This is a genomic window from Actinospineispora acaciae DSM 45401 (genome assembly GCF_000620785.1).
In the GTDB taxonomy this organism is placed as follows: domain Bacteria; phylum Actinomycetota; class Actinomycetes; order Mycobacteriales; family Pseudonocardiaceae; genus Pseudonocardia; species Pseudonocardia acaciae.
Genome location: NZ_JIAI01000029.1, coordinates 34,176 through 52,881, shown reverse-complemented (window position 1 = coordinate 52,881; position 18,706 = coordinate 34,176). Strand labels below are relative to the sequence as shown.

18 protein-coding genes are annotated in these 18,706 nt (G+C 73.4%); 10 read left to right on the top strand and 8 right to left on the bottom strand.

From position 1 onward, the window contains the following. The coding region (locus N912_RS59025; protein WP_037070162.1) for an MFS transporter at positions 1-747 on the top strand (747 nt) is incomplete at its 5' end. Here N912_RS59025 and N912_RS0146150 read toward each other — a convergent pair. Genes N912_RS0146150 through N912_RS0146135 form a run of 4 tightly spaced genes read right to left on the bottom strand, consistent with a single transcriptional unit; the run spans position 692 to position 3,428 of the window. Beyond that, a complete protein-coding gene (locus N912_RS0146150; protein ID WP_211261637.1) occupies positions 692-1,099 on the bottom strand; it encodes a nuclear transport factor 2 family protein in 408 nt (135 codons plus the stop codon). The genes N912_RS59025 and N912_RS0146150 overlap by 56 nt on opposite strands. Then, complete coding sequence (locus tag N912_RS0146145; RefSeq protein ID WP_028927762.1) at positions 1,096-2,241, bottom strand: RNA polymerase sigma factor; 1,146 nt, start codon at positions 2,239-2,241, stop codon at positions 1,096-1,098. The genes N912_RS0146150 and N912_RS0146145 overlap by 4 nt, the downstream gene beginning before the upstream one ends. 5 nt (positions 2,242-2,246) lie before the next feature. Beyond that, a complete protein-coding gene (locus N912_RS0146140; protein WP_028927761.1) occupies positions 2,247-2,651 on the bottom strand; it encodes a YciI family protein in 405 nt (134 codons plus the stop codon). Positions 2,652-2,672: 21 nt separating this feature from the next. Then, a complete protein-coding gene (locus N912_RS0146135; protein ID WP_028927760.1) occupies positions 2,673-3,428 on the bottom strand; it encodes a helix-turn-helix transcriptional regulator in 756 nt (251 codons plus the stop codon). Positions 3,429-3,482: 54 nt separating this feature from the next. On the opposite strand from N912_RS0146135, the gene N912_RS0146130 reads away from it, so the two are divergent. The 4 genes from N912_RS0146130 (at position 3,483) to N912_RS0146115 (ending at position 7,147) form a co-directional block, all read left to right on the top strand. Then, on the top strand, positions 3,483-4,457 hold the full coding sequence (locus tag N912_RS0146130; RefSeq protein WP_037070159.1) for a zinc-binding dehydrogenase: 975 nt from the start codon (positions 3,483-3,485) through the stop codon (positions 4,455-4,457). Positions 4,458-4,483: 26 nt separating this feature from the next. Then, complete coding sequence (locus N912_RS0146125) at positions 4,484-4,873, top strand: MerR family DNA-binding protein (RefSeq protein ID WP_028927758.1); 390 nt, start codon at positions 4,484-4,486, stop codon at positions 4,871-4,873. 140 nt (positions 4,874-5,013) lie between these two features. Beyond that, positions 5,014-6,204 (top strand): putative sulfate/molybdate transporter, encoded by a 1,191-nt coding sequence (locus N912_RS0146120; protein ID WP_084212005.1) that lies wholly within the window; start codon positions 5,014-5,016, stop codon positions 6,202-6,204. Positions 6,205-6,364: 160 nt separating this feature from the next. Then, the gene (locus N912_RS0146115; RefSeq protein ID WP_211261636.1) at positions 6,365-7,147 is read left to right on the top strand and encodes an O-methyltransferase; all 783 of its coding nucleotides are present in this window, start codon (positions 6,365-6,367) and stop codon (positions 7,145-7,147) included. 3 nt (positions 7,148-7,150) lie between these two features. Here the strand turns inward: N912_RS0146115 and N912_RS59020 are convergent, their stop codons facing one another. Then, positions 7,151-7,471 carry an Rv3488 family transcriptional regulator gene (locus tag N912_RS59020; protein ID WP_281176409.1) on the bottom strand — a complete coding sequence of 107 codons (321 nt, stop codon included), beginning with the start codon at positions 7,469-7,471 and terminating at the stop codon, positions 7,151-7,153. Positions 7,472-7,676: 205 nt separating this feature from the next. Here N912_RS59020 and N912_RS0146105 point away from each other — a divergent pair, with 205 nt between their 5' ends. Beyond that, positions 7,677-8,981: an APC family permease gene (locus tag N912_RS0146105; RefSeq protein WP_051581738.1), complete on the top strand. Its 1,305-nt coding sequence runs from the start codon at positions 7,677-7,679 to the stop codon at positions 8,979-8,981. On the opposite strand, the gene N912_RS0146100 is transcribed toward N912_RS0146105, so the two are convergent. Both N912_RS0146100 and N912_RS59015 read right to left on the bottom strand, forming a co-directional pair. Next, the gene (locus tag N912_RS0146100; protein WP_051581737.1) at positions 8,961-9,737 is read right to left on the bottom strand and encodes a methyltransferase domain-containing protein; all 777 of its coding nucleotides are present in this window, start codon (positions 9,735-9,737) and stop codon (positions 8,961-8,963) included. The two genes, N912_RS0146105 and N912_RS0146100, sit on opposite strands and share 21 nt — an antisense overlap. 42 nt (positions 9,738-9,779) lie before the next feature. Further along, positions 9,780-10,430, bottom strand: coding sequence for a histidine phosphatase family protein (locus N912_RS59015; protein WP_037070157.1), 651 nt, complete (start codon positions 10,428-10,430; stop codon positions 9,780-9,782). A 179-nt stretch (positions 10,431-10,609) separates the two neighbouring features. Between N912_RS59015 and N912_RS59010 the strand changes: the two genes are divergently transcribed. The 4 genes from N912_RS59010 to N912_RS0146075 all read left to right on the top strand — a co-directional run bounded on the left by N912_RS59010 (position 10,610) and on the right by N912_RS0146075 (position 16,334). Beyond that, positions 10,610-11,782, top strand: a complete 1,173-nt coding sequence (locus N912_RS59010; protein ID WP_051581736.1) for a YibE/F family protein — start codon at positions 10,610-10,612, stop codon at positions 11,780-11,782. Positions 11,783-11,827: 45 nt separating this feature from the next. Then, positions 11,828-13,147, top strand: a complete 1,320-nt coding sequence (gene hisS / locus N912_RS0146085) for a histidine--tRNA ligase (RefSeq protein ID WP_028927753.1) — start codon at positions 11,828-11,830, stop codon at positions 13,145-13,147. Positions 13,148-13,219: 72 nt separating this feature from the next. Then, a complete protein-coding gene (locus N912_RS0146080; protein WP_028927752.1) occupies positions 13,220-14,086 on the top strand; it encodes a peptidylprolyl isomerase in 867 nt (288 codons plus the stop codon). A gap of 46 nt (positions 14,087-14,132) precedes the next feature. Next, positions 14,133-16,334 (top strand): FUSC family protein, encoded by a 2,202-nt coding sequence (locus N912_RS0146075; RefSeq protein ID WP_156994414.1) that lies wholly within the window; start codon positions 14,133-14,135, stop codon positions 16,332-16,334. 22 nt (positions 16,335-16,356) lie between these two features. Here the strand turns inward: N912_RS0146075 and N912_RS0146070 are convergent, their stop codons facing one another. Further along, complete coding sequence (locus tag N912_RS0146070; RefSeq protein ID WP_028927750.1) at positions 16,357-18,669, bottom strand: RelA/SpoT family protein; 2,313 nt, start codon at positions 18,667-18,669, stop codon at positions 16,357-16,359. Positions 18,670-18,706: the final 37 nt, after the last annotated feature.

Sequence of the window (18,706 nt, the reverse complement as noted above, 5' to 3'; positions counted from 1 at the left end):
GGCTGGGACTCGCCAGGAATCCTGGCCGCCGCGCTCGCCGGCGTGCTGCTGCTCGCGGCGTTCACGGTGATCGAGCGGCGCAGCCCGGATCCGCTGTTGGCGCTGCGCCTGCTGGCCAACCCCAGCCTCCTGCTGGCCACGGCGGTCGCGTTCATGTTCACCGCCACCTTCGGATCGCTGCTGTACTTCCTGTCCATCTACCTGCACGACGTGCGGGGATACGACGCGCTGGCCACCGGCCTCGGGTTCCTGCTGCCCACCGCGGTGGTAGTCACCGGCTCGGCACTGGCCGGGCGCGTGGTGACCCGCATCGGCGTGCGGCGCACCCTGCTCAGCGCACTCGCCGTCGGCGCCGTCGGCGCGTGCCTGCTCGCGCTTGCGCTCACCCCCGACGGCTCCTACACCTGGCTGGTACCCGGCCTCACCGCCGTCAGCATCGGCGACGGGATGGTGTTCACCACCATCTACATCGCCGCCTCGACCGGGGTACCCGACCGTCAGCAGGGGGTCGCCTCAGGCATCGTCACCACCGGCTCCGGAGTCGGCGCCTCGATCGGCCTCGCCGTGCTCGTCCTGATCGCCAACGCCCACACCCACGGACCCGACGGCGACCCGTCGCGCACCGCCACCAGCGAGGGCATCAAAACGGCGATGTTCGCCACCGCCGCCGGGATCGTGGCCACCTTCCTGGTCACGCTTGCTGTGCCGCGTCGAGCATCGCCTTCATCCGCTGGTGGACGGCGTTGACGGCCTGCAGCGGACGGACCATCACCCGGAACTCGACGATGCGGCCCGCGTCGTCGCAGCGGATGATGTCGACGCCGTTGACGTAGGTGCCGTCCAGGTTGGTCTCGAACTCGAGCACCGCGGTGTCGCCGGCGACGACCTGCTTGGAGTAGCGGAACGGCCGGTCGTCGTCACCGGAGAGGACGTGCAGGGCCGCCGCGAGGTAGAGCCGAGTGATGTCCTTGCCCCGCTGCGGGGTGTAGACGATCGGCGAGTAGAACACCACGTCGTCGGCGAGCAACGCGTCGATGTCCCCGCCGGGCTCGCCGCGCACGTACCGGTGCCAGCGCTCGATGGTCTGCTCGATGGTCACGGACTCGACAGTAGCCGCACCCGCGCGGCCTCCCGGGTGAGGTGGTCACGCTCCGGGACGCTGGTGGCGGCGCGCGCGGCCTCGGCGTACAGCGCAGCGGCGCGCTCCAGGTCGCCGGAGCGTTCGTGCAGGTATGCCGCCACCGCGGCGTGGCGGGGCACGTCGGGAGCCACCTCGGCCAGCGCCGCCAGGCCGGCCGCCGGATCGGTGGCCTCGCCGACCGCGACCGCGCGGTTGAGCCGGACCACCGGGCTGTCGGTGAGCCGCAGCAGCTCGTCGTACCACTCCACGATCTGCGCCCAGTCCGTCTCGGAGGTGCTCGGGGCGTCGGCGTGCAGGGCGGCGATGGCGGCCTGGGCCTGGAACTCGCCGAGGCGGTCGCGGGCCAGCGCGGCCTGCAGGATGGCCACCCCCTCGGCGATCAGGCGGGTGTCCCAGAGGCCCCGGTCCTGCTGGGCGAGCGGCACCAGGCTGCCGTCGGGGCGAGTGCGGGCCGGGCGCCGGGCGTGGTGCAGCAGCATCAGCGCGAGCAGGCCCGCGACCTCCTCGTGGTGGATCATGGCCGCGAGCTGGCGGGTGAGCCGGATCGCCTCGGCGGCGAGGTCGACGTCGCCGGAGTAGCCCTCGTTGAAGACCAGGTAGAGCACGCGCAGCACGGTGGCGACGTCGCCGGGCTCGGTGAACCGGACGCCCGAGACCGTCCGCTTGGCCCTGCTGATGCGCTGGGCCATGGTCGGTTCGGGTACGAGGTAGGCCTGTGCGATCTGCCGCGTGGTCAGGCCGCCGACCGCGCGCAGCGTCAGCGCGACCGCCGAGGCCGGCGTCAGGGACGGGTGCGCGCACAGGAAGTAGAGCTGGAGCGTGTCGTCCACCGCCTCGCCCGGCCCGGGCGCGGGCTCGGCGTCGACGCGTTCCTCGCGGTGTCGTCGGGAGGTGTCGGCGCGCACGGCGTCGAGGAACTTGCGCCACCCGACGGCGACCAGCCAGCCCTTGGGGTCCCTCGGCGGGGCGTCCGGCCACACCCGCACCGCCTCGATCAGGGCCTCCTGCACGGCGTCCTCGGCCGCCGCGAAGTCGGCCCCGCGACGGACCAGGATCCCGATCACGGTAGGGGTGAGGCTCCTGAGCAGGACCTCGTCCACGTGCGTCACTCCGCGACGGGCCCGATCGCGGCCAGGAACGGGCGCACCTCCAGCCACTCCTGCACCGGCCTCCCGCCCGCGCCCGGCGCCGCGGACAGCTCGCCGGCCAGCTCCAGCGCCCGCTCGTAGCTCTCGACGTCGATCACCGTCCAGCCGGCGATCAGGTCCTTGGTCTCCGCGAACGGGCCGTCGGTGACCGGCGGGCGCCCCTCGCCGTCGTGGCGGACGAACGTGCCCTCCGGAGACAGCGCCTGGTGCTCGACGAACTCGCCGGTGGCCTCGAGCCGGGCGGCGAAGTCTTGCATGTACCGCACGTGGGCCGTCACCTCCTCCGGCGTCCACCTGTCCATCGGCGCGTCGTTGACCGACGCCGGCGCGCCCCGGTAGTGCTTGAGCAGCAGGTACTTCACGGTTGGTTCTCCTTCGTGCTCTCAGGATCGGTAGCGGCCGGGCGTGGTGCCGATGACGGCGGTGAAGGCCGCGATGAAACCGCTGGGGTTGGCCCATCCGCAGGCGTGGGCCACGTGGGTGGTGTCGTGGCCGTCGGCGAGCAGGACCAGCGCGCGATGGATGCGCAGCTGGGTGCGCCACTGGTAGAACGTCATGCCGAGCTCATCGTGGAACAGCCGGCTCAGGGTGCGGGCACTGGCCCCGCTCGCCCGCCCGAGCTCGGCAAGCGGGGTGTTGTCCCCGGGGTTCGCGTACAGCGTCCGCGCGATGGCCCGCAGCCGGTCGTCGCGCGGTTCGGGCAGGTGCAGCGGCTGTTCGCGCGCCTGGCGGAGCTCGTCGACGAGGACGCGACGCAGGCGAGCGCGCGCGAAACGGTCGCGGTCGCGGGTGTCCGAGAGGGCGAGCAGCAGCTCGCGGGCCAGGTCGGAGGCGGTGAACACGGCGGGATGGTCAGGTACCAGCCGGGCCAGCGATGCCGGCAGGAACTCGATCCGCATGTCGGTGCCGCCGTGGGCGCGGTGGTAGTGGCTGAACCCGGCGGGGGTCCATGCGACCCGGTTGGCGGGGACGATCGACGTGCCGCGCTCGGTGTGCACCGACAGCACACCGCGCGCGGCGTACACCAGGTGCCCGCGCGGGTGCGAGTGCACCGAGCTCGTTCCCCCCGACGGCCACAGGTGCGCCCCGCCGGACGGCCAGAGGCGGGACGTCCGGGGAGCTTGGCGGCCAACGGGCATAACGTGGCATTCTATCGGTGGCCGGCCGTGGCCCGGGGCGACGACAGTACGGGCATGAAGACGACGATGCGGGCGGCGGTGTGTGTCAGGGCGGGCGGCCCGGACGTGCTGGAGGTCCGCGAGCTGCCGATACCGGCGGTTCGGGACGGCTGGAGCCTGGTCCGGGTGATGGGCGCGGGCCTGAACCGCTCGGAGCTGCGGACCCGGCAGGGGCATTCCCCGAGCGTGACGTTCCCGCGCGTGCTGGGGATCGAGTGCGTCGGGGTCGTGGCGGACTCGACCGATCCCCTGCTGCCGGACGGGACGACGGTCGCGGCCGTGATGGGCGAGATGGGCCGGGAGTTCGACGGCGGCTACGCGGAGTACGCGCTGCTGCCGAACTCGCTGCTGGTCCCGGTCACCACCACGTTGCCGTGGGACGTCCTGGCGGCGCTTCCCGAGACGTACCTGACCGCCCAGGGCTCGCTGGACGCGTTGGGGGTCGCGCCGGGCGAGCGGCTGCTGATCCGGGGCGGGACCTCGTCGGTGGGCATGGCCGCCGCGTCGATCGCGGCCGGCCACGGCGTGCGGACCGCGGCCACCACCCGACGCCGCGACAAGGTCGACGCGCTGGCCGTCGACCACGTGCTCGTCGACGACGGTGGGTCGCTGGCGGCGAGCGTGCGCGCGGTCTGGCCCGAGGGTCCGGACCACGTCCTGGACCTCGTCGGGACGAGCACGGCGGTGGACTCGCTGCGCCTGGTCCGCCGGGGCGGGACGGTGTGCATGACGGGCACGCTCAGCGGCTGGCTGATCCCGGACTTCGAGCCGGTCGCGATGATCCCGTCCGGGACCAGGCTCACCGCGTTCCACAGCGACAACCTGAAGGGCGGCGCGGGCGCGAGCGCGCTGCGGCGGGTCGTCCGCGAGGTCGAGGCCGGCGTCTACCGGCCCAACGTCGACCGCGTCTTCGACCTGGACGACATCGCCTCGGCCCATCGGCGCATGGAGAACAACGAGGCCACCGGGAAGCTCGTCTTGACCCCGTAGCCGGGTACGGGGTTCAGGATGGTGGCATGCGCAGCGGTGAGCTGGCCGGCCGGGCCGGGGTGAACGTCGAGACACTGCGGTACTACGAGCGCCGCGGCCTGCTGGCCTCGCCGCCCCGAACCCCCGGCGGTCACCGGGAGTATCCGAGGACCGCCGTGGAGCTGCTGCGGTTCGTCAAGCACTGCCAGCGGCTCGGGTTCACCCTCGACGACGTCGACGAGCTGCTGCACCTGGACGCGGGCGGCCCCGAGAGCTGCGACGCCGCCAGGGCGCTCGCCACGGCGCGCAGGGCCGACCTGGACGCCCGCATCGCCGACCTGCAACGCATGCGCGACTCGCTGACCGAACTGCTCGCCACCTGCGACCGGCCGAGGGCCGACCGCGCCTGCCTCCTGCTGGCCACGCTCCCGTCATGAACGTGAAGCTGGAAGTCCACCGTGACGAGCACGGCCGTCCGGTCGGCGCGCCCCCCTGCCCAGGGCCGCCACTCGCCGACAACACGCCCTGACAGACTGTTATCCAATAAATCACGGACGGTCGTCCGTAAGGTGCCGCCGTGGCGAGAACAGCGTCGACAGCGGTGGAGCCGGGGCAGCGCCGGTGGCGGTTCGACCGGGCGGAGCTGGCCGGCGCGGTGGCCGACCTGGGCGTGCTGGTACCGATCGCGGTCGGGCTGATCGTCACGTGCGGGCTCTCGCCGACGGCGGTGCTGCTGCCGGCCGGGCTGTTGTACGTGGTGAGCGGGCTGGTGTACCGCGTCCCGGTGCCGGTGCAGCCGCTGAAGGCGTTCGGCGCGATCGTGATCGCCCAGGACCTCGGGGCCGATGTGATCGCCTCCGGGGCGTTGCTGATCGGCGTGATCTTCGTGGTGCTGGGCGGCACGGGGGTGTTGGGACGGCTGGCGCGGGTGTTCCCCCGTCCGATCGTCCGGGGCATACAGCTCTCGGTCGGCATGCTGTTCGTGCACCTGGCGTGGGACCTGGTCACCGAGCCGCCGGCGGCGCTGGCCGACCACGCCCGGCCCACCTGGTGGCTGCTGGGCGGCGCGGTCGCGGTGGCCGTCGCTGCGTTGGCGCTGCGCCGGCACGGCATCACCCTGGTGCTGCTCGCGGTGGCCGTGGCGGGGATGGTGCTGGCCTACCGGGGGCCGCTGGACCTCGGGCCCTCGCCGCTCCAGCCACCCCACCTGAGCTGGTCGGCGCTGGCCACGGCGGCGGTCGTGCTGGTGCTGCCGCAGATCCCGTTGACGTTCGCGAACGCCTGCCTGGCCACCGCCGACACCGCCCGCGCCTACTTCGGTGACGCCGCCTCCCGGGTGCGTCCGGGCCGGCTGGCGGTGAGCCTGGGCGCGGCCAACCTGCTGGTCGGCGCGATCGCCGGGATGCCCGTCTGCCACGGCGCCGGCGGGATGAGCGCGCACCGCGGCTTCGGCGCGCGCACCGGCGGCGCCCCGGTCGCGCTGGGCAGCGCGCTGGTCGTGGTCGGGCTGACGCTGGGCGCGAGCCTGACCGCCGTGCTGGCCGGGTTCCCGGTGCCGATCCTGGCCGGCCTGCTCGCCGTGGCCGGGCTGCTGCACGTGGTGCTGCTCAAGGACCTGCGACACCCCGCGCACTGGGCGCTGGCGCTGGCCGTCGGCGTCACCGGCGTGCTGTCCAACCTGGCGATCGCGCTGGTCGGGGCGCTGGTGGTCTGGTACTCCGTCCGCGCGGTGCTGGCCTGGCGCGAACGCGCGGCGGCCGAGGCCTGAACCGGCGGCCGGATTCACCCCCGCGTGGCGACCCGAGCACACCTCTGGGGCTCCTGTTACGGACTAAGATATCGTTGGCCGATATCCGAGGGCGAGTGATCAAGGGCTGGCCCGAGGCCTGGTGAGTCGGGGATCGCATGTCTGCAGTCGTACGAGGAATGTGGCCGAGGTGCTGAGGGTGTGGCGCACCGTGGAGGCCGGGATGAGCGCGGCGAAGCAGTGGCCGACGCACGGGTCACTGCCGAGGATCCTGCGCCGGCTCACGCCGTTCAGCTACGGCCAGGCCGGTGACGGCCGCGAGCGCGCGCTCGCCCGGTACGTGCTGGCCAACACCCCGCCCGGCGACCTGGACGCGGCGATCGCCGCGATCGACCGGTTCGCCTACCGGAACGCCCGCCTGATCAACATCGGCGAGGAGAAGGGCGCCATCCTGGACGCGGCGGTGCGCGCGGCGCGGCCGGCGCGGCTGCTGGAGCTGGGCACCTACTGCGGCTACAGCGCGCTGCGGATCGCGCGCGTGATGCCGCCCGGCGCGCACCTCTACAGCATCGAGCGGGGCGCGGCGAACGCCAGGGTCGCCGCCCGGATCTGGCGCCACGCCGGCGTGACCGACCGGGTGCACGGGCTGGTCGGCACGCTCGACGACGGCGGGGCCACCCTGGGCCGGCTGCGCGGTCCGGTCGCGGGCGGGCTGGACTTCGTGTTCATCGACCACGGCAAGGACGAGTACCTGTCCGACCTGCGGCTGATCCTCGGCGAGCGCTGGCTGCACCCCGGTTCGGTAGTGGTGGCCGACAACATCGAGTACCCGGGCGCGCCCGCCTACCGCGACTACATGCGCCGCCACGAGGGAACGCTCTGGAGCACCGTCGAGCACCCCACCCACGTGGAGTACCAGAGCGAGCTCCGGGACCTGGTGTTCGAGTCGACCTACCTGGGCTAGCTTTCAGCTGGCCTCCGTGCCGCCCTCACCGGCCGGCCGGGTCGGGCCGAGCAGCTCGTTGGCCAGCTCGGAGAGCGCGGCGCGGTCGGCGGCCAGCGCGGCGCATCCGGCGTCGGTGGCCCAGTAGACCCGGCGGGTGCGCCCCTCGACCACCCGCTGTTCGGAGGCGAGCAGGCCGTCCGCCTCGAGTCGGTGCAAGGTGGGGTACAGGGTGCCCGGGCTGATCCGGTAGCCGTGGGTGGCGAGTTCTTCTGTCATCCACGCGCCGTGAATCTCCTGTTCAGCCGCGTGATGCAGGATGTGCAACCGCACCGCGCCCCGCATGAACTCACGCACCCACTCCACCCCTTTCTCCCCCGGACCCGACGTCGGCCGTCTCGGTCAGGCGATCATAGTGACCGATCCGATATCGGTACGGCAACCGCTTGCGGTGGCACGGACCTCGACCCAGCAGAAATTTCAGCAGATATCGACTTCCGATATCGCGACGTGTAAGACTCGTGTGAGGTGCACGGACGAGGGGTGAGCCATGGGTGAGGCGGCGGCCGGCCTCGGCGACGGTCGGGGCGGCGAGGGGCTGGCCCGGCGGCTGGGGACGGCCGACGCGGTGGTGATCGGCCTGGGGTCGATGCTCGGCGCCGGGGTGTTCGCGGTGTTCGGGCCGGCCGCCCGCGCCGCCGGGGTCGGCCTGCTGGTCGGGTTGGCGGTGGCCGGGGTGGTCGCCTACTGCAACGCGGCGTCCTCGGCGCAGCTCGCGATGGCGTACCCGACCTCGGGCGGTACCTACGTGTTCGGCCGGGAGCGGCTCGGGCACTGGTGGGGGTTCACCGCCGGGTGGGGGTTCGTGGTGGGCAAGACGGCCTCGTGCGCGGCGATGGCCTTGACCTTCGCCCGGTACGCGGTGGGGCCGGGGTGGGCCGGTCGGCTGGTGGCGGTGGCCGCAGTGGTCGGGCTGGCGGGGCTGAACTGTCGCGGGGTGGCCAAGACGGCAATCGCCACCCGGGTGCTGGTCGCCGCCACCCTGGTCGCGCTCGCCGTGCTGGTGGCCGGCATCGCCGTCGGCCTCGCGGGCGGCGAGGTCACCTCCGATGTGAGCGCCGGCGGGGTGTACGGGATCCTGCAGTCGGCAGGGCTGATCTTCTTCGCGTTCGCCGGCTACGCGCGCATCGCCACCATGGGCGAGGAGGTCCGCGACCCGGCCCGCACCATTCCGAGGGCGATCCCGCTCGCGCTCGGGATCGCGGCGGCGGTCTACCTGCTGGTCGGGTCCGCCGCGCTGCTGGCCGCCGGCCCCGAGCGACTGGCCGCCGCGTCCGCGCCGCTGGTGGCCGCCGTCGACGCGGCGGGCGTGGGGGCGCTGGCCCCGGTGGTGCGGATCGGCGCCGCGCTGGCCAGCCTGGGTGCCCTGCTCGCGCTCATCGCCGGGGTCGGCCGCACCGGCCTGGCCATGGCCCGCAACCGCGACCTGCCCGGCTGGCTCGCCGCCGTCCACCCCCGCCACCGGGTTCCCCACCACGCCGAGCTGGCCCTCGCCGCGGTGGTCTGCGCGCTGGTGCTCACCACCGACCCGCGCGGCGTGATCGGGTTCTCCTCGTTCGGCGTGCTGGTCTACTACGCGATCGCCAACGCCGCCGCCCTCACCCAACCGGCGCAACAGCGCCGCTGGCCCCGGGCGTTGAGCGTGCTCGGCCTCGCCGGCTGCCTCGCCCTGGTCGCCACCCTGCCGGTGGAGTCCGTGGTCGCCGGCCTGGTCATGTTCGCCGTCGGCCTGGCCGCCCGCGCGATCGTCCGCGCCCGCCTCGGTCCGAACCCGTCAGAGCCGCCTGCTGGTTAGGAGCAACGCCGGCAGTTGGAGCTCCTCATCGCCCACGCGGGCGAGCACGTCTGCGCGCGCGACGTCGGTGTCGGCCCAGTGGGGTTCGGAGAACGCCCCGGCCAGCGAGTCGCGGGTGACGCCCCAGCCCATGCCCGCCTCGGTCGACACCGCGAGAATGCACACGAGGGCGCCAGGGTCGCAGATGGCTTCGAGCCCGGTGACGTAGGCCAGCCGTTCTTCCTTCTCGTCCAGGCTGTGCAGGAGGCCGGAGTCGAGGACGGTCCTGGGCCTGATGTCGAGCTCCCCCAGGCACCTGGCGTCGGCGACCCGGAACTCGATGTCGAGGCCCTCTTCCGCCGCCTTGAACCGGGCCTTGGCGATCCCCGCTCCGGAGAAGTCGATCCCGACGACCCGGTGCCCCTTCTCGGCGACATGGATCGCCAGCTCGCCGGTGCCGCAGCCGACGTCGAGCACCGGGCTCTCGATGTCGATCCGATCGAGGAGGGCGGCGAGCGCCGGCTGCGGCCTCCCGATCTCCCACGGCGGCGCGGAATCGTCGGCGTACATCTGGTCGTAGTCGTGCGTGACGCGGTAGATACGGCGCGCGTCGATGGTCGTGGCGACGACCAGGCCCGCCTCCGTCAGCGCCGCGAGGTGCTCCGATACCGCCGGCCGGCCGAGCGACAGCACATCGGCGAGGTTCTCCTCGGTGCTCGCTCCCCGGCCCAGGCGTTCGAGGATCGCTCGCCGGGCGGGGTCGTCCGATGCCGTCACGAACCGGTGATCTACCAGGGTCCGCCGTTGTGCGTCAAGGGTTCACCTGGTCTCGGCGGTGGCCTCCAGCAGGTGCGCGGTGGAGCCGGCCAGCACCCGGGGGCCGGGGAACCGCAGCTCCACGATGCTGCCGTTGGGCATCACGCAGGTGTCGGCGAACGCGCGGAAGCGGCTCATCGCCTCGCCGGTCATGATCGTCGTCCGGGACAGCAACGACCAGAGCAGCGCCCGGATGAAGGTGCCGTGGGTGAAGACGGTGACCAGCCCGTCGGTCTGGCGTTCGAGGCGGCCCAGGCAGTCGGCGGTGCGGCCGATCAGGTCGGCGAACGACTCGGCGTCGCCCGTCACGGCGTGCGGGTCCGCCCGCTGCCAGTACGCCCGGGCGTACGGGGCGCGCTGCCGGTCGGTCGACACCTCGCCGTGCAGGTGGCCCAGGTAGGTGAACTCCTGCACCGGCCACTCCTGGACGGCGGAGTCAGGGAACCGCGCGATGGTCGGGTGGGCCGTCTGGCGGGCCCGGACGAACGGAGAGGTGACGATCAGCGCCGGAGGTTCCGGAACCGCCCGGGCGACCAGCTCGGACTGCCGGAACCCGAGCCTGGTCAGCGGAGTCTCGGCCGGGCCTCGCCCCGGCAGCCCCGCGTTGGACTCGCTCTCGCCGTGGCGGATCAGCCACGCGCGGGCGGCGGCCATGCCCACTCCTCGTCCCGGTGCCCGACTGAACGGATCGGATGATAGGGGTGGCGGCGCCCGCGCGGGGGCATCGACGTGTCTCAGATCGGCATTGCAAGGATTCCGGCATGGGACGCCACGGCCAGGTACAGGCCCCCGAGACCGGCACGGGACACGGACATGGCCACGGACACGGACACGTGCCCGCGGCGCCGGCCGGGCGCCGGGTGCGGGTGCTGCTCGCCGCGCTGCTGGTGCCGTGCGCGATCGCCAGCGTCGCCGGCGTGCTGCTGCTGTTCCCGTTCCACGGCGCGCCGTCCGCGCCCGGGCTCAAGACGCAGTTCGTCCACGCCCAGGTGAAGGTGGTCGCGGCGGCCGACTGCGCGCAGTCCGCAACGCCCGCCGCCCAGGACGCGAAGGGCTGCCTGGCGCTGAGCCTGATCATGAACGACGGCCCCCGGGCCGGCAAGGGCATCGTCAGCCTGGTGCCCGCCGGGCCGGGCAGCCCGAGGTACGCGGTGGGCGACCGGGTGGTGCTCAGCTACGCGGGCGGCGACCCGGCCGACCCGTCCTCCTACACCGTGTCGGACTTCGAGCGGAGCACCTCGCTGTGGGTGCTGGCCGTGCTGTTCGCCGCCGCGGTGATCCTGCTCGGCCGGTGGCGCGGGCTGGCGGCGCTGGTCGCGCTGGGGGTCAGCTTCGTGGTGCTGCTCGCGTTCGTGCTCCCCGCCATCCTGGACGGGCGCAACCCGCTGGCCGTCGCCGTCGTCGGCTCCTGCCTGATCATGTTCGCGGTGCTCTACCTCAGCCACGGGGTGTCCGCGCGCACCTCCACGGCGGTGCTCGGCACGCTGGTCAGCCTCGGGCTGATCGGCGTGCTGGGCGCGGTGTTCACCTCGGCGACCCGGCTGACCGGACTGGACGACGACGCGCTGCAGCTGATCGCCGCGCTCGGGCCGCGCGCCGCCATCGACCCGCGCGGGCTGCTGCTGGCCGGCTTCCTGATCGGCGCGCTGGGCGTGCTGGACGACGTCACGGTCACCCAGACCAGCGCGGTGTGGGAGCTGCGCGCGGCCAACCCCCGGCTCGGCGCCGGCGCGCTGTTCGCCGCCGCGATGCGGATCGGCCGCGACCACGTCTCGTCGGCGGTGAATACCCTGGTGCTCGCCTACGCCGGCGCCGCGCTGCCGCTGATGCTGGCGTTCACGCTGGTCGACAGGGGCATCGGGGAGACGATCGGCACCCAGACGGTGGCCACCGAGGTGGTCCGCACGCTGGTCGGCAGCATCGGGCTGGTCGCCTCGGTGCCCATCACCACCGGGGTGGCCGCGCTGGTGGCCATCCGCGAGGAACCCGCTTCGGCGGCCTCGTAAGCTAGCAAGACCGCCTTGACAACGAGAAAGTTCGAGGACCCATCCATGGCTCAGGCCGCCGAGCCCCCCTCCGGCACCCGCGACTTCCTGGCCGCCGAGGTGCATCGCAGGGAGCGGGCGTTCGCCTCGGTGCGCGGCGCGTTCGAGCGCTACGGGTTCGAGCCGCTCCAGACGCCGGCCTTCGAGCGCCTGGAGGTGCTCACCGGCAAGTACGGCGACGAGGGCGACAAGCTCATCTTCAAGATCCTCCGCAGGGGCGAGCACGAGGCCAGCGGCGAGGCCGACCTGGCGCTGCGCTACGACCTGACGGTCCCGCTGGCCAGGGTGGTCGCCACCTACGGCAACCGGCTGCCGATGCCGTACAAGCGCTACGCGCTCGGGCCGGTGTGGCGGGCCGACCGGCCGGGGCGGGGACGGTTCCGCGAGTTCACCCAGTGCGACATCGACGTGGTCGGCTCGACGTCGCCGCTGGCCGACGCGGAGACGCTGCTCGCGATCAACGACGCGCTCACCGCACTGGGCATCCCCGAGTTCCGGTTCGAGCTCAACTCCCGGCGGGCGCTGTACGGGCTGCTGGACGCCTACGCGGTGCCCGAGTCGCTGGGCGGGCGGGTGCTGATCACGCTGGACAAGCTGGACAAGCTGAGCCCGGACGCGGTCACCGCCGAGCTGGTGGGCCGTGGCCTGGCCGCCGACGTGGCCGCCGGCCTGGTCACGGACCTGGCCGGCAGCGACAACAGAGGGGACCCCGAGCGGGTGCGCAAGCAGCTCGACGGCACCGAGCGCGGCCGCCAGGGCCTGGCCGAGGTGGACCGGCTGCTCGCGCTGCTCGGCGCGCTGCCCGCCGGCCGGGTGGCGTTCACGCCCCGGATGGTGCGCGGGCTGGACTACTACACCGGGCCGATCTTCGAGGTCACCGCGCCCGGCTTCCCCGGCTCGATCGCCTCCGGCGGCCGCTACGACGGGCTGGTCGCCGCGCTCGGCGGCCCCGACCTGCCGGCCAGCGGCGGGTCCATCGGCATCGAGCGCATCCTGTCCGCCCAGGAGGCCGCCGAGGAGGACTCCCCCGGGCTGGACGTGGCGCTCACCGTGCTCGCCGAGGAGGCCGAGCCGGCGCTGCTCGCGCTGGCCGGCGAGCTGCGCGCGGCCGGGCTGCGGGCCGGGCTGTACCTGGGCTCCTCCGGCAAGATCGCCAAGCAGCTCAAGTGGGCGAACGACCAGCGGGCCCGGTTCGCGGTGCTGCTCGGCCCGCGCGAGCACGCCGACGGCGTCGTCACCGTGCGCGACATGGGCTCCGGCGAGCAGGCCCAGGTCCCGCTGCGGGAAGCGGCCGGGGACCTGCGCCGGCGGTTGTCCGGCGGCTGACGCTCGCGCCGATCACGGGTACTAAGCTGCGCCGGCCGGTGCGCAGGGCCATTGACGAGGAGGACGACAGCGGTGCCGACCAACCAGCAGCGACGCGAGGCCGCGAAACGCAAGCTCGAGCGCCAGCAGGAGCGCCGGGTCCAGCGGTCACAGCGCCGCAAGCAGGTGGCCGTGATCACCGCCGTGGTCGTGGTGGTCGGCGTGGTCGGCGTCGTGTTCGCCGGGGTGAGCTTCCTCGGCGGTGGCGGGCCGGCGCCGTCGGACGCCAAGGCCCCGCCCAGCAGCCCGGCCGCCGCCCCGACCCCGCTGAACATCCCCACCCAGATCGCCCCGCCGCCGAAGCGGCCACAGGCCTTCCCCGCGACCGTCAACTGCGCGTACCCGTCCGACGGCAAGCCGCCGGCCCGCCCGGCCCGCCCGCCGTCGACGAACGGGGTGAGCGCGCAGGGCACCGTGCCGGCCACGCTGGCCACCAGCGCGGGGCAGATCGACCTGACGCTGGACAAGGCGCTCGCGCCGTGCACGGTGAACAGCTTCGTGAGCCTGGCCAAGCAGGGATACTTCGACAACACCCAGTGCCACCGGCTGACCACCTCGCCCGGGCTGCAGGTTCTGCAGTGCGGCGACCCCACCGGCTCCGGCAGCGGCGGCCCCGGCTACCAGTTCGCGGACGAGGTCTTCCCCGAGCTCACCTACGGCCGGGGCTACCTGGCGATGGCCAACGGCGGCCCGGACACCAACGGCAGCCAGTTCTTCATGATCTACGGCGGCGCCGAGGCGCTCAGCCCGAACTACACGGTGTTCGGCACCATCGGGCCGGCCGGCCTGGGCGTCCTGGACACCATCGCCAGGGCTGGGCACGACGGCTCGATGGACCCCAACCCCGGCGGCGGCAAGCCCAACAAGGACGTCACCATCACCAAGGCCACCGCGCGCTGACCTGCACGAACCGCGCTTTCTGGCTAGACATGGCAGGGTAGCGGCCGTGCGCCGGCCGAGACAGCTTGTGACGGCGGCCTGGGACACGGTGATCGGCTCCGACCCGGGCCTGCTCCGGTTGCGGACCGGCGCGGTGGCCGCGATCTCGGTCAGCCTGGCGGTGCTGGTGCTGGCCTCGCTGGCGGCGGTGCGGGGCGAGCCGGTCACCTCGGTGCTGCTCGGCGTGGTGCTGGCGATGATGTCGTCCTCGCTGGTCCGCGAGGTGACGCGGCGCGACCGGCTGGTCACCAGCGCGCTGCTGCCGCTCGCCGCCGCCGTCTCGGTGACCACCGCCGCGCTGCTGGCCCCGTTCGGGGCGGCGTCCACGGTGGTGTTCGTGCTGGTGATGTTCGTGGCCGCCTACATCCGGCGGTTCGACGCCCGAGGCACGGCGGTCGGCATGATCGGGTTCATCGCGTACTTCTACGCGCTGTTCCTGCACGCCGGGCCGGACCAGCTGGTCACCCTGATCGGCTCGGCGGTGGTGGGCACCGCGTGCAGCGTGCTCGCCCGGGAGATCCTGTGGCCGGAGCGGGACACCGCGGTGCTGGCCCGGTTGCTGCCGGCGGTGCGCGCCAGGGCCGGCGCGGTGCTGGACGCCACCCGGGCGGCGGTCGAGGACGGCGAGCTCAGCGACCATGCCGACCGGCGGCTGCGGGTGCGGCTGCGCCGGCTCAACGAGTCCGCGCAGCTGGTGGAGGACCGGGTGGAGCGGGCCGGCGACGACCGGCTCTGGCCCGAGGTGAGCAACGAGGCGCTGGCGCTGCGGGTGTTCGACCTGGAGCTGGCCACCGAGGAGGTCGCGCTGTCCGCCGCCCGGCTGCTCAACGCCTCCCGGCGCGCCGCCCGCAACGGTGGCGCGCCGGTGGCCCCGCCCGAGGAGCGGCGCCGGCTGGCGCGGCTGCTCGGGGTGCTGCGCCGCGCGCTGCGCGAGGACTCCCAGATCAGCCGGGGCGCGCTGGCCGCCGCCGACAAGCTCGCCGACGCCGCCGAGGGCAGGCCGGCCGCGCCGCTGGTCAAGGCGATCCAGATGATGGTCCGCGCGATCCCCCGGCTGCACCCGGACGGCGCCGGGGACGTTCCCGAACCCCCCGCCGCCGAGGACGAGACCGAGCCGGCCGCCTCGGAGGACGCGAGCGACGCCGGCACGACCGGCCGCTGGCCCGAACTGCTGCCCACCACCCGCCAGGCCATCCAGACGGCGGTGGCCGGCGGCGTGGCGATCATGGTCGGCGACTGGCTGTCCCCGCAGCGCTGGTACTGGGCGGCGCTGACCACGTTCGTGGTGTTCATCGGCACGGCGTCGCGGGGCGAGACGTTGAGCCGGGGCTGGCAGCGGCTGATCGGCACGCTCGGCGGGGTGCTCGCCGGGGTGCTGGTGGCCGCGCCGTTGTCCGGGCACCACACGGCCAGCCTGGCGCTGATCGTGATCTGCGTGTTCCTGGCGTTCTACCTGCAGCGGGTCAGCCACGCCATGCTGGCGTTCTTCATCACCGTGCTGCTGGCGCTGATGTACGGGCTGATCGGCCAGTTCTCCGTGGAGGTGCTCGCGCTGCGGCTGGAGGAGACGGCCATCGGCGCGGTCAGCGGGGTGCTCGCGTCGTACCTGGTGTTGCCGATCAGCACCCGGGAGACCATCCGGGAGAAGCTGGCCGACTTCTCCGAGCGGCTGGGCACCGTGGTGGACGAGGCCGCCGACGCGCTGTGCGGCGTGGCGCCCGGCGACGGCCTGATCGCCGAGGCCCGCGAGCTGGACACCGCCACCACCGCCCTGCGCCTGGCCGCGCGGCCGCTCAGCCACGGGATGGCCGGGGTCAGCGGCCGGCGCTCCAGCCGGCGCTGGATCCGCGCCGCCCGGGCCTGCGACCAGTACGCCCGCGAGCTGGCCCAGGTGTGCTACCCGCTGGGCTGGCTCACCTCCGCGCCGGAGGCGCTGCGCGAGGACGGCCCGGAGGCGGACGCGCTGCGGCAGGGCTGCCGGCTCATCCGCGACCACCTGGAGCTGCTCGGCACCGCGCTCACCAAGCCCGTCACCGGCAAGCTGGAGTCGGCGATACCGCTGTTCGAGCAGGTCGCCGCGACCGGCGGGGACGACTCCGACCGGGTCCAGCGCGACGCCCTGCACTACCTGATCCGGATCGAGCAGACCCTGCTCGCCGTGCTCGGCAACAAGGGCAGCGAACGCCTCGACCAAGCCCGGGCCGGCTGATCACCGAGCAGCGCCCGCCGCGCTATCGCGCGGAAGTCACCCGGTACACGTCGTACACGCCCTCCACGTTGCGCACCACCCGCAGCAGGTGGCCGAGGTGCTTCGGGTCGCCCATCTCGAAGGTGAACCGGGACACCGCCACCCGGTCGCGCGAGGTGGTCACCGACGCGGACAGGATGTTCACCCGCTCGTCGGCCAGCACGTTCGTCACGTCGGAGAGCAGCCGGTGCCGGTCCAGCGCCTCCACCTGGATGCTGACCAGGAACATCGCGCTCGGCGAGGCGTGCCACTCGACGTCCACGAATCGCTCGCTCTCGCCGCGCAGCGCCGCCGAGTTGGTGCAGTCCTCGCGGTGCACGCTCACCGCGCCGCCCCTGGTCACGAAGCCGATGATCTCGTCGCCGGGCACGGGCGTGCAGCACCGTGCGAGCTTCACCCAGACATCGGTCATGCCGCCGTCCGCGCCCACCACCGCGACCCCGGAGTCGCCGGACGCGCGCCGGCGCTGCACGGTGGACGGGGTGGCGCGCTCGGCCAGCTCCTCCTCGGCGTCCTCCAGGCCGCCGATCTGCGCGACCAGCCTGGCCACCACGTGCTTGGCCGAGACGTGGCTCTCCCCCACCGCCGCGTACAGCCCGGACAGGTCGGTGTAGTGCAGCTCGCGGGCCAGCGCGGCCATCGAGTCGGCGGACACCAGCCGCTGCAGCGGCATCCCGGTGCGCCTCGCCTCCCGGGTGATCGCCTCCTTGCCGGCCTCGATGGCCTCCTCGCGGCGCTCCTTGGCGAACCAGTGCCGGATCTTCGCCTTGGCCCTCGGCGAGGCGACGAAGCCCAGCCAGTCCTGGCTCGGCCCGGCGCCGCCTGCCTTCGAGGTGAAGATCTCGACGACCTCGCCGTTCTCCAGCTTGCGCTCCAGCGCGACCAGCCGGCCGTTCACCCGCGACCCGATGCAGCGGTGCCCGACCTCGGTGTGCACCGCGTAGGCGAAGTCGACGGGCGTGGACCCCGACGGCAGCGTCACCACGTCGCCCTTCGGGGTGAACACGAAGATCTCCCTGGCCGCCAGGTCGTAGCGCAGCGACTCCAGGAACTCCCCCGGGTCGGCGGCCTCCCGCTGCCAGTCCAGCAACTGGCGCATCCAGGCCATCTCGTCCACCTCGACGGCCTGGCCCTGGGACCCGGCGCCGTGGGTGCCCCTGGTCTCCTTGTAGCGCCAGTGCGAGGCGATGCCGTACTCGGCGGTGCGGTGCATGTCGTGGGTGCGGATCTGCACCTCGAGCGGCTTGCCGTCCGGGCCGATCACCGTGGTGTGCAGCGACTGGTACACCCCGAACCGGGGCTGCGCCACGTAGTCCTTGAACCGCCCCGGCATCGGCTGCCACAGCGCGTGCACCATGCCCATCGCGGCGTAGCAGTCGCGCACGTCGTCGACCAGGATCCGCACCCCGACCAGGTCGTGGATGTCGTCGAAGTCCTTGCCCTTGACGATCATCTTGCGGTAGATCGAGTAGTACTGCTTGGGGCGCCCCTCCACGATGGCCTTGATCCGCGCCCCCTCCAGCTGCGCGTTCACCTCGTCGATGACCTGGTGCAGGTAGGTGTCCCGGGACGGGGCGCGGTCCGCGACCAGCCGCACGATCTCGTCGTACTTCTTCGGGTGCAGCAGCGCGAACGCCAGGTCCTCCAGCTCCCACTTCACCCCGGCCATGCCCAGCCGGTGCGCCAGCGGGGCGAACACCTCCAGCGTCTCCCGCGCCTTGCGGGCCTGCTTCTCCGGCGGCAGGAAGCGCATCGTGCGCATGTTGTGCAGCCGGTCCGACAGCTTGATCACCAGCACCCGAGGGTCGCGGGCCATCGCCACGACCATCTTGCGGATCGTCTCCGCCTCGGCGGCCGCGCCCAGCTTCACCTTGTCCAGCTTCGTGACGCCGTCGACCAGGTGCGCGACCTCCTCACCGAAGTCCGAGCCCAGCTCCTCGAGGCTGTAGCCGGTGTCCTCGACGGTGTCGTGCAGCAACGCGGCGACCAGCGTGGTGGTGTCCATCCCCAGCTCGGCCAGGATGGTGGCCACCGACAGCGGATGGGTGATGTACGGGTCGCCGGACTTGCGGCGCTGCCCGGAGTGTCGCTCCTCGGCCACGTCGTAGGCCTGCTGGAGCAGCGCCAGGTTGGCGTTCGGGTGAAGCTGGCGGTGCACGGCGGCGAGCGGTTCGAGCACGGGCTTGACCACGCCGGGCCGTTGCGGTGAGATCCGACGGGCGATCCGTGCGCGCACCCGGCGAGTGGCGGACGGGCGCGGCTGGCCGCCCGACGGCGCATTCTCCGCCGGCTCCACCGGCCGGTGCTCAACCGTGCTCACACGCACTCCACGC